The sequence below is a fragment of the Yersinia aldovae ATCC 35236 genome, assembly GCF_000173735.1.
Taxonomy (GTDB): Bacteria; Pseudomonadota; Gammaproteobacteria; order Enterobacterales; family Enterobacteriaceae; genus Yersinia; species Yersinia aldovae.
Map to the genome: position 1 here is coordinate 61,256 of NZ_ACCB01000019.1, position 10,942 is coordinate 72,197.

Below are 10,942 nucleotides of genomic sequence, written 5' to 3' on the forward strand. Positions count from 1 at the left end.
CAGTCGATGACTCTACCATTACATTAGTCTTTGATGACGTCAGTGGTTATGATCTACAATTAATAAATAATACGTCTGCTTGGGTAATTGGAATAGCTCACAAATATAAAAAAGAAGACTATCTCACTGTTGAATTATTTAGGTGTAGTAGCCTTTCCTCTACCAATGGAAAAAAACCAATTACCCTGATTGATAAGAATAAAACCATTTTTTATATTGAGGATAAAGGAGCAGGCTATGAAATTATAGAGGCATCGCCAACTGAGGTTAATGTGACTGAGGGTGATGATAATATCATTATCCCTATAGATTACCATCTGTCCAATAATGCGTTAGAAATGGGTAAAGGTAACGATACTGCTACTGATTTAAGTGGTCGTGGTCATACCATCAATGGTGGTGAGGGTAATGACATTATTTCGGTAACAGCAGGAAACAATTGGCTCAAAGGCGGTGACGGTAATGACGAGTTATACAGCGGGCAGGGGAATGACAGGTTGAGCGGTGGAGATGGAGATGATCTTCTGTGCAGTTTAGGTGGTGACAATATTCTTGAAGGTGGAGAGGGGAATGATACTTATATTATTGAGCTTGGTAATGGAATAACTAAAATTGTTGATTTACATGGTACCAATAAAGTTATTTTTAAAGATAGCAAACTGGAACAATGGTCGTCTTCTCGGCAGGGTAATACGTTAATTTTTGTAAGGAAAGACTCACAGCAAAAAGTGAATGTATATAATTACTACAGTCGAGATGAAAAACAGAGTGAACAGATGTTCTCTTTCCATTCGGGTATTAGTCCAATAATAGCGGGTGACCTCCATTTATTGAGGGATTCTATGGCAATTATGCCGGAAAAATCAGCAGATAATAGTCAGCTAGCAATGTCCATTGTTCCAAATATACCGGCTGTCCAGCAACCTCCAACTTTTCTTCAAAGCCAAAGTCCATTTATTGCAGCTTGATTTTTAATTAACCCCAGATATTCCCTTGTGAAGGAGTGTCTGGGGCCGCTGACAAGCGGCAATGACGCTATCTGCAAGGTGAGGGCTGGCAGTGAAATAAAGTGCTCGTGCCACGGATAGCGCAGCTCGAGCTATTTATGGCGTCTTTACGATCGACCTGTTTTACCGCAGCGGGTACTTAGTCATTAACCCTATCGGTTGAGCACCAATTGAATTTTATAATTTTGTCAGGGCGCTGGTTTGTTCAATACATTACGCAGCGCCTCTTCTAGTTCGAAATAGCGAAAAGCAAAACCGGCCTCCTCCAATCGTTTCGGTATCGCTCGCTGCCCACCTAATACCAATGCGGCAGATTCTCCCAGCAATAAACGAATTGCAGCCGCAGGTGTGCGAATAACCGCAGGTCTATCCAAAACCTCAGCCAAAGTAGCAATAAATTGTTCGTTATGTACCGGATAAGGCGAAACCATATTGAATGGGCCGCTAAGATTATGAGTAGTAAGCAAATAATAGATGCCATGCACCATGTCATCGATATGAATCCACGGCAGATATTGGCGGCCATCACCAATCGGGCCACCCAAGCCAAGGCGGATCAGGGGCACCATTTTAGCCAAGGCACCACCGTGCGGTGCTAACACAATACCGGTACGCAGCAAGCAAACCCGGGTGTTTTCGCTCTCTGCGGCGCTTGCCAGATTTTCCCAACGCTCGCACAATTGATGAGTAAATTCATCATGCGGAGTCTCTTCTTCGGTAACCAAAGCCTGGCCTTGATCGCCATAAAATCCGATGGCTGAACCTGAGATAAATACTGCCGGTGGCTCACTGCTGGCTTTTATTAACGTGGTGAGTTTCTCGGTTATTTGCCAGCGGCTTTGGCAGAGGATCTCTTTGTGTTGCACCGTCCAACGTTTTTCGGCAATGGGCTCACCTGCCAGGTTGATCACCGCATCAAAATCATTAAGATCGTGTTTATCATTGAGGGTTGACCAGCAGGTGACTTGCGCACCGAGTGCATGGCTTGCCCGCTGAATATCGCGGGTCAGTACAGTGACTTGATGGGCTTGCGACAAAAGGAAAACGGTCAGATTTCGCCCGATGAGTCCAGTAGCTCCGGTTATTAATATACGCATAGCCAATCTCCATTTATCCCCTTCATACTTGAAACCGCAGGGGGTCTCTGCAAGGTCGCTGTAACCAGCGTTCAAATCAGTTCACGACCTATTTGTTGTTTGCTCGATGCCTACCTGCAACTTCACGGACGGCAGTCTGGTTCTTCTTCCAGCATAGGCTAACCTACGCTCTTCTCCTACGATACTGAGCACATTCTGAGTTAATTTTTTAATCTAAAGAGAGATTCTTGCGTGTTATGGCATTTAATGAAAATAAAAAATAATAGCTAAATAAAACCCTTCATCTGTCCGATTAATAGAGTAATGAGTGTTCAGGAAATAGCTGGTTCCAGGTCGTAGAGTTCTCTCTATTGTTTCTGATCACGAACATGGTTATTGGCCACAGTTTGAATACTTTTAAAACACTGAGTTCATCGATGTCTGCTAGAGTAATCGTACTCATCTGAATGGAAGAGAGGTTGTTTGCGTCTTTAACCCTGTGACGTTCGACGCTTTATAACTATTGAGTGTTTTATAGCAAACTCGCGGTGGCTTATAAATCCTCCGGCGGAGGTCGGGTAGCGATCTCTTTGTTGTCTCTACACTTTTCCAGGTGCGCATGAAGCTAAATATCGAAGTTAATTGTTCTTATGTGTGTGAACCTATACATAAGCAAGACGGCAGCTTATTGGCAGCAGAGTTATTAAGTCGGTTTTCAGCTAAATCGGTCGATTTAGCAATAGATACAGTACGGTTTATTAAAGAACTCGATGTTGACGGAAAGACCGATTTATTCTGCGACCAGTTACGCGTCGTAAAGGCCTACAGTGATTGGTTTATCACCCATCATGTTTTTCTTTCGATTAATATTGATTTCGATTTGGCTGGCGTGATTGTGAGAGATGCCAATATACGCCAAATACTGGATGAAATGCCGTTCTTACGGTTGGAAATCACGGAGAGTTTTTCCAATTTATCCGATGGTATGAATAACCCATTATTACGTGAGTTGTCTAAACTTTATCCACTCTGGCTGGATAACTTAGGCAGTGGTGGTTCTACACTAAATGCGGTCACTGCCAATATCTTTGAATACGTCAAAATAGACAAATATTTCTTTTGGCAACACAATAAAAATACGTTTCCCATCCTGATCAGTAATATCAAAAAATATTGCCTTGGTGTCATTGTCGTCGGTGTCGAGAATCAGGATGAGGCTGCGCAACTCATGGGTAGCTCTATTGATGCAATGCAGGGATATTTATTCAGTTCGATGACGCTAGATGAGTTAGTCTCTCAGCCTGTACCGCTATTGTCATAGCCATAACCCCTTATATGTTTGCGCAGGCATTTTTTATCATGTCTGCGTATATTTTGTGATAAATTTTTCTCATGAAAGATAGCGCTTTTCATCGGATTAATCCGACAGATTGGATGGTAGAATGTTCCTCTTTTAGCTCTTATTAAACATTGTGGCGGTTGTTATCGCCGGAATATGCTGAGATTTGGACAGAGAGAAGACGATATCATGAAGTTAATGTTTGCTTCCGACCTGCATGGTTCGTTGCCCGCAACTGAAAAAGTTCTGGCTACTTTTGGCCGCAGTGGTGCTCAATGGCTGGTGCTGTTGGGGGATTTGCTTAACCACGGGCCACGAAATGCCTTACCTGTCGGTTACCAGCCCGCAGAAGTGGCGGAGTGTCTTAATTCTTATAAGGAAAAAATTATTGCTGTACGTGGCAATTGCGACAGTGAAGTCGATCAGATGCTACTGGAGTTTCCTATAATGGCTGGCTGGCAGCAGATTATTATGCCAGAAACACGCCTATTCTTGACGCATGGTCACCTATATCATCCAGGCTCACTTCCTCCGTTGCATCGTGGGGATATCTTGGTCTATGGTCATACACACTTGCCACAAGCGGAGTGGCAGGGCGATGTGGTCTGTTTTAACCCAGGATCAGCCAGTATTCCCAAAGGTGGATACCCGGCGAGTTACGGTATGTTTGACAAGGGGGCTTTAGAGGTTCTGACCCTACATAACGATGAGCCAATCGCTCAGTTAAATTTAAAAAATCATTATAAATAGTTAGTTACCCTAAACAATTGCGCGAGTATCACCGCGCCCAGAGAGAAGGTTTCAGAGGATGGTGGAGCAAAGTCCAGCAGCAGTCATCGAGTGGGTTGATATTGTTGATGAGCAAAATGAAGTGATTGCTCAATCCAGTCGTCAACAAATGAGAGCTCAACGGCTACGCCACCGTGCCACCTACATTGTGGTACATGATGGAATGGGGAAGATTCTGGTACAACGTCGCACCGAGTGCAAAGATTTTTATCCCGGTAAACTCGATGCTACCGCCGGTGGTGTGGTGCAAAGTGGTGAAAATTACCTTGAGTCTGCCCGGCGCGAGGCGGAGGAAGAATTAGGTATCGCTGGTGTTCCGTTTGCTGAACACGGTTTGTTTTACTTCGAAGAAGAGTGTTGCCGGGTATGGGGCGGGTTGTTCAGTTGTGTATCTCATGGCCCATTTGCTTTGCAGCCAGAGGAGATTGATGAGGTATGTTGGATGGTGCCAGAGGAGATAACCGCGCGTTGTGATGAGTTTACACCGGATTCTCTGAAAGCGCTGTCTCTGTGGCTGACTCGCAATAATGAGCAGGATTACGGTAAAATCACACCGCGCGAAGATTAATCTCCTTCAGCCATCAAAAAGCCCCTTATCAGGGGCTTTGTGTATTTTTCAACTATCTCACTGATTATTTTACGATAATACCCAGTAAAATACCCAGCGCGCCGAAGTCAGCATCACTGAATGTCGTATTAGCAAAACCGATATCACCCAATACTGGCAGCAGGAATACTGGCAGGAAAGTAATCAGCAAGCCTTGAGCAAAGGCACCCAAGATAGCACCACGACGCCCACCGGTTGCATTACCGAACACCCCAGCGGCCGCGCCGACGAAGAAGTGGGGCACAACACCTGGGATAATGACAGTCATGTTCATCAAATACAGCGCGAACATACCGATAAGACCTGCGGCAAAGCTGCTCAGGAAGCCAACCAGAACCGCATTCGGGGCGTAAGGGAACACCACTGGGCAATCCAGCGCCGGTTTAGCATTAGGCACTAATTTGTCGGAAATTCCTTTGAAGGCCGGTACGATCTCGGCAATAACCATACGCACACCTTGCAAGATGATGTACACACCTGCGGCGAAAGTAATGGATTGCATCAGTGAGAACATGAACCAGTTTTTACCACCGCTCAGGTTTTTAACCGCTTCCGGCCCAGCAAACAGGCAGGTGACGATGAAAATGATACACATGGTAAAGGAAATAGCGACCGGTGTATCACGTAGGAATAGCAGGCTTTTTGGCACATTCATGTCTTCAGTCGAATGCTCTTTATTACCAAACTTACTGCCGATAAAACCCGCCAAAACATAAGATAGAGTAGAGAAGTGGCCGATTGCCACATCATCTGAACCGGTGACTTTCTTCATGTATGGGTGAGCAATGGCCGGGAAGAACACCATCGCAACCCCAACGACCAGCGAGCCAATCACAATCAGAGTTACACCACTGATCCCAGCGGTGGCAAGAATTACCGCCACCATCATCGACATAAACAACGTGTGATGACCGGTCAGGAAGATGAATTTCCACGGCGTAAAGCGAGCAATCAGGATATTGATAACCATAGCGAAGAACATAATCATCGCCATTTCTTTACCGAAACTCTTTTGTGCCACGGACACAATGGCTTCGTTATTTGGCACAACACCCTGAATACCAAATGCATGTTGGAAGATGTTGGCGAAATCACCCAGAGATGAAACCACCAGGCCCGCACCGGCACCTAAAATCACAAAACCCATAATGGTTTTTACGGTGCCTTTAATGCACTCCGTGACCGGTTTTTTCTGGGCAATCAGGCCGATTAAGGCAATCAGGCCCACCAGTACTGCCGGTTCGGAGAGAACATCACTCATTAAGAAACGAAAGAAATCCATGCCAGCCTCCGCTTACAGCGCGCCTAATTCAGTTAATGCTACAGACAAACGTTCTTTCATGGCTTTCTTGTCAATCATGTTATCCAATGCAACAATTTTGCCACCAACCGCCTGAGCCACCAGTTGTTCTGCTATGTCTTTGGTGCCGATAAAGATATCGCTAGGCGTGCCTTTGGCAGAACCCAGATCCACATGATCCACTTCAGCGTTAACCGCCAGCTCTTTCAGAATGCTTTTGATGCTAATTTCCATCATCAGGCTGGTACCTAAGCCATTACCGCAAACCACTGTAATTTTCATTTTATTTCCCCTTGAAATTATTATCCAAACTGAATGCTGAGATTAATAACGCGCGATAACGGATAAGATATCCTGCTGCGTTTTGGCATTAAGTAAGGCTTGTACATCGTTATCGTTATCGAACAACTGAGCGAGTTGAGAAATAGCCTCAATATGGCTAGTGCTGTCTGTCGCGGCTAACACTATGAGCAGTTTGACCGGATCGTTACCTTCCGCATTGAAAGTGACGCCCTCGGTGATGACGGTTAAGGCCAGAGAGAGTTTATTGGCACCTTCTTCCGGGCGGGCATGTGGCATCGCGATGCCGGGGCCGACCACGTAGTAAGGGCCGATTGCCTCATGGGAGCGATAAATTGCCTCGACATAACGGGCTTCAATCGAGCCATTATCAATAAGTGGCTGACATGAAATCGCGATGGCATCACGCCAGTCTTTGGCCTGGTTAACCACCTGAATGACGTCTGAAGTTAACAGTGTTTTTAACATGATATTTATTGCTCCCGATGACTGTTGACCTGAGAGTAGATAGTTATCGTTAGCATTAATGTGATGAATATCTCAATTGATAGCGCTACCTGATAGCGCTATCAAAATTTGTGATAGCGCTATCATTTGTTGTATCAGAGCCTTTGGCTATCTCCAGATAAGCCATATACAATGCACTGTATTGTCGGAACCAACTCGGAATAGCTTGTTTTATAGAGACAAGAAATTTTAATCAGGCAGGAACTCAGCATGGAAAAAACGCGCAAGCGCCGTAATACCGGGCGGGTCACTCTATCGGATGTGGCGAATTACGCCGGGGTAGGGTCGATGACTGTTTCCAGAGCGCTGCGAACGCCGGAGCAGGTTTCAGATAAATTACGTGAGAAAATAGAGCAAGCGGTTGAAACTCTTGGTTATATTCCTAACCGCGCAGCTGGGGCATTAGCATCCGGTCACAGCGATACTGTCGCTGTTTTGATTCCGTCATTAACGGACAAAGCCAGTTCCCGATTTATGCAGGCGCTGCAACAGATTCTGAATAAAAATGAGTTCCAGTTATTGCTGGGTTGCCACGAATATAATCAGCGCAAAGAAGCTGAAATACTGATGACCTTGCTGCAAAGTAACCCAGCCGCTGTAGTGATATTTGGTTCACAGCTGGCGGATAAAACCTATCAATTGCTGGAACGCGCCAATATCCCGACGGTTAACGTGGTCGGCTCCTATTTCAAAGGGGCCAAAATCACCCTTGAAGCGGCTTTTTTTGAGTCAGCCTATGAATTGAGTCACCATTTGCTGGATCGGGGTTACCAGCATATTGGTTTTATTGGTGCGCATATGGATAACCGCCTGCAACGTCAGCAGTTGAATGGTTGGCATAAAGCGATGTTAGAGCATTACAAAAATGCCGATCAAACCGTCACCACCCCTGAGACGGCCAGTTTGCAGTTTGGCCGCTATGCGCTGACTGAAATACTCCAGCGCCAGCCGGAACTGGATGCGGTGATATGCAGCCATGAAGATATCGCGCTCGGCGTGTTATTTGAATGCCAGCGGCGGCTGTTGAAAATCCCCAGTGGCATTGCGGTGGCGTGTTTAGATGGTTCTGACAGTTGTGATCAAACCTATCCGACATTGACTTCAATGCGTATTGATTACAAAAAAATGGGTAAAGAAGCCGGTAAGATGCTAATTGAACTGTTGGGTAATGATGACGATGGCGAGTCTTTGAGCCAAAATTTCAGCTATAAATTTGAACCGCGGCAAAGCACTTGAAGATAGAGCCACGCTTTAAAGGAAAGCCGCCCCGAAGGGCAGCTACCTATTTTACTTGCCAGATGTGTTGATGATTACCGTGATTGAGTTGTTGAAAATACTCCAACCCCCATTCCAGGATGTTAACAACGCACCAAATACAACGAGCACAATACAAAAGTATCGTTTCATTGTGCGGTCCATGCTTAGACCGCTTCACGCCAGCACCATCGGCGACACTGCCGTGAATACAAGCACGAGAGTGTGCCTGTGTTTACGGCCGTTGGAACTCCTTTCCTTAAACCGATGCCCGCTTGCTTAGGGCGGCGAAAAGGCCCAGCGCGATTGTACACCAATAGTGAGTTGTTCAGCATTTGACAATCAACCACAAGCGAGACAATATACTCAGCACGAGAGTGTGCTTGCGTTACAACGGCAATACAAACCTGCTGGAAAGGCCGCTTACCGGACCAGCGCAGAAAAACCGTCTTTATGGCGGTTTTTTTGTGCCTATTTTTGCCCTAATACAATAAAAAACTCGCAATAAAAACGCCAGCACGAGGCTGGCGTTGGTGTTTCTTATACAGACTTAATCGTGAAATTAAGATGCGCTAGCGTCAGCCTGAGCTGATTGAATTGCGGTCAGCGCCACGGTATAGACGATATCGTCTACCAATGCACCACGAGACAAGTCGTTAACTGGCTTGCGCATACCTTGCAGCATCGGCCCGATAGAGATCAGGTCGGCAGAACGTTGTACCGCTTTATAGGTGGTGTTACCGGTGTTCAAATCAGGGAAGATGAACACGGTCGCTTTACCGGCAACTGGCGAGTTAGGTGCTTTGGATTTTGCCACATCTGCCATGATTGCCGCGTCATACTGCAACGGACCATCGATGATCAGATCTGGGCGTTTTTCCTGTGCCAGGCGGGTCGCTTCACGCACTTTTTCGACATCGCTACCTGCACCAGAATTGCCGGTGGAGTAAGAGATCATCGCTACACGCGGTTCGATACCGAATGCCGCAGCGGAATCAGCTGACTGGATAGCAATTTCTGACAGTTGCTCAGCCGTTGGGTCTGGGTTAATCGCGCAGTCACCGTAAACCAGAACCTGGTCAGGCAGCAGCATGAAGAATACAGAAGAGACCAGTGAGCTGCCCGGTGCGGTTTTGATCAACTGCAACGGTGGGCGGATAGTGTTCGCCGTGGTATGAACTGCGCCAGACACCAGGCCGTCAACTTCGCCTTTTTCCAGCATCAGGGTGCCGAGCACCACGTTGTCTTCCAGTTGCTCGCGAGCAACCACTTCGGTCATGCCTTTGCTCTTACGCAGCTCAACCAGACGTGGAACATATTGCTCACGCACGGCGACCGGATCGATGATTTCAACGCCTTTACCCAGCTCAACACCTTGAGCCGCAGCAACACGTTGGATCTCTTCCGGATTACCCAGCAGTACGCAAGTCGCGATACCACGTTCAGCACAGATAGAGGCGGCTTTAACCGTACGTGGCTCATCACCTTCTGGCAGTACGATACGCTTGCCCGCTTTACGTGCCAGTTCGGTCAGCTCATAACGGAATGCCGGTGGTGACAGGCGACGCGAACGCTCAGAAGCGGCACTCAGTGAGTCAATCCACTCACCGTTGATATGGCTGGCAACATAGTTTTGCAGCTTTTCAACACGTTCATGGTCATCTGCTGGCACTTCCAGATTAAAGCTTTGCAAGCTCAGAGAAGTCTGCCAGGTGTTGGTATCCACCATAAAGACTGGCAGGCCAGTTGCGAAAGCACGTTCACACAGTTTTTCGATTGGCTTATCAATCTCATAGCCGCCAGTCAGCAAAATGGCACCGATTTCAACGCCATTCATGGCTGCCAAACAAGCAGAGACCAACACGTCTGGGCGGTCTGCTGAGGTCACCAGTAGAGAGCCTGGGCGGAAGTGTTCCAGCATGTGTGGGATACTGCGCGCACAGAATGTCACCGATTTAACGCGGCGTGTTCTGATATCGCCTTCGTTAATAATGCGCGCATTCAGGTGCTTACACATATCAATCGCACGGGTCGCAATCAGCTCGAAGCTCCATGGCACGCAACCCAGAACCGGCAGCGGGCTGTTGGCAAACAGCTGTGTTGGATCGATGCTCGCCACACTGGCCTTGGTGGAATCATCAAAGATTTCAGACAGGTCAGGGCGGGTACGGCCTTGCTCATCAACGGGTGCGTTTAGTTTGTTAATGATGACACCGGTGATGTTTTTATTTTTGCTGCCACCGAAACTGGAACGAGCCAGTTCAATGCGCTCTTTCAATTGGTCTGGTGAATCATTACCCAGAGCAATAACAAAGACGATTTCAGCATTCAGGGTTTTGGCAATTTCATAGTTCAGTGCATTGGCAAACTGATGTTTGCGTGTTGGCACCAAGCCTTCAACCAGAATCACTTCTGCGTCTTTGGTATTTTCGTGATAACGGGCAACAATCTCTTCCATCAACACATCTTGCTGGTTAGAACTCAGCAAGGTTTCCACATAACCCATATTCAGCGGCTCGGCAGCAGTTATGCTGGAGTTGGCACGAATGATAGTGGTGGTTTGGTCAGGTGCATTATCACCAGCACGCGGCTGAGCGATTGGCTTGAATACGCTCAGGCGCACACCTTTTTGCTCCATAGAGCGGATGACACCCAAGCTGACGCTGGTTAAACCAACGCTGGTGCCGGTAGGGATCAACATTATTGTACGGGACACGGCTAAACCTCTTTACGGTTATGCCCTTCGTCCTTGAAGCCGCAGGG

At 46.9% G+C, this 10,942-nt stretch carries 11 protein-coding genes; 5 read left to right on the forward strand and 6 right to left on the reverse strand.

The genetic code is table 11. From position 1 onward, the window contains the following. The first annotated feature begins 272 nt into the window (after positions 1–272). Positions 273–968 (forward strand): calcium-binding protein, encoded by a 696-nt coding sequence (locus tag YALDO0001_RS10725; protein ID WP_004702963.1) that lies wholly within the window; start codon positions 273–275, stop codon positions 966–968. A 227-nt stretch (positions 969–1,195) separates the two neighbouring features. Here YALDO0001_RS10725 and YALDO0001_RS10730 read toward each other — a convergent pair whose 3' ends face one another. Continuing rightward, a complete protein-coding gene (locus tag YALDO0001_RS10730) occupies positions 1,196–2,104 on the reverse strand; it encodes a TIGR01777 family oxidoreductase (RefSeq protein ID WP_042839783.1) in 909 nt (302 codons plus the stop codon). Between the two features lie 598 nt (positions 2,105–2,702). Here YALDO0001_RS10730 and YALDO0001_RS10735 point away from each other — a divergent pair. The 3 genes from YALDO0001_RS10735 (at position 2,703) to yfcD (ending at position 4,779) form a co-directional block, all read left to right on the forward strand. Beyond that, positions 2,703–3,404, forward strand: coding sequence for an EAL domain-containing protein (locus YALDO0001_RS10735; RefSeq protein ID WP_042839784.1), 702 nt, complete (start codon positions 2,703–2,705; stop codon positions 3,402–3,404). Between the two features lie 207 nt (positions 3,405–3,611). Beyond that, positions 3,612–4,172 (forward strand): phosphodiesterase, encoded by a 561-nt coding sequence (yfcE, locus tag YALDO0001_RS10740; RefSeq protein ID WP_042839785.1) that lies wholly within the window; start codon positions 3,612–3,614, stop codon positions 4,170–4,172. A gap of 58 nt (positions 4,173–4,230) precedes the next feature. After that, positions 4,231–4,779: an NUDIX hydrolase YfcD gene (gene yfcD, locus YALDO0001_RS10745; protein ID WP_004702971.1), complete on the forward strand. Its 549-nt coding sequence runs from the start codon at positions 4,231–4,233 to the stop codon at positions 4,777–4,779. 64 nt (positions 4,780–4,843) lie between these two features. On the opposite strand, the gene ulaA is transcribed toward yfcD, so the two are convergent. From ulaA to YALDO0001_RS10760, 3 genes are read right to left on the reverse strand one after another with little or no spacing between them, the layout of a single operon-like run. Then, entirely contained in the window at positions 4,844–6,100 is a 1,257-nt protein-coding gene (ulaA, locus tag YALDO0001_RS10750) for a PTS ascorbate transporter subunit IIC (RefSeq protein WP_004702972.1), read from the reverse strand. Positions 6,101–6,112: 12 nt separating this feature from the next. Then, on the reverse strand, positions 6,113–6,400 hold the full coding sequence (locus YALDO0001_RS10755; RefSeq protein WP_004702974.1) for a PTS sugar transporter subunit IIB: 288 nt from the start codon (positions 6,398–6,400) through the stop codon (positions 6,113–6,115). A 42-nt stretch (positions 6,401–6,442) separates the two neighbouring features. Next, positions 6,443–6,886, reverse strand: coding sequence for a PTS sugar transporter subunit IIA (locus YALDO0001_RS10760; RefSeq protein ID WP_004702975.1), 444 nt, complete (start codon positions 6,884–6,886; stop codon positions 6,443–6,445). A gap of 249 nt (positions 6,887–7,135) precedes the next feature. On the opposite strand from YALDO0001_RS10760, the gene YALDO0001_RS10765 reads away from it, so the two are divergent. Next, positions 7,136–8,161, forward strand: a complete 1,026-nt coding sequence (locus YALDO0001_RS10765; RefSeq protein ID WP_004702978.1) for a LacI family DNA-binding transcriptional regulator — start codon at positions 7,136–7,138, stop codon at positions 8,159–8,161. A gap of 51 nt (positions 8,162–8,212) precedes the next feature. Here the strand turns inward: YALDO0001_RS10765 and YALDO0001_RS22650 are convergent, their stop codons facing one another. Beyond that, positions 8,213–8,344 carry a small toxic inner membrane protein TimP gene (locus tag YALDO0001_RS22650; RefSeq protein WP_487251795.1) on the reverse strand — a complete coding sequence of 44 codons (132 nt, stop codon included), beginning with the start codon at positions 8,342–8,344 and terminating at the stop codon, positions 8,213–8,215. 397 nt (positions 8,345–8,741) lie between these two features. Next, on the reverse strand, positions 8,742–10,880 hold the full coding sequence (gene pta, locus YALDO0001_RS10770) for a phosphate acetyltransferase (protein WP_004702982.1): 2,139 nt from the start codon (positions 10,878–10,880) through the stop codon (positions 8,742–8,744). Positions 10,881–10,942: the final 62 nt, after the last annotated feature.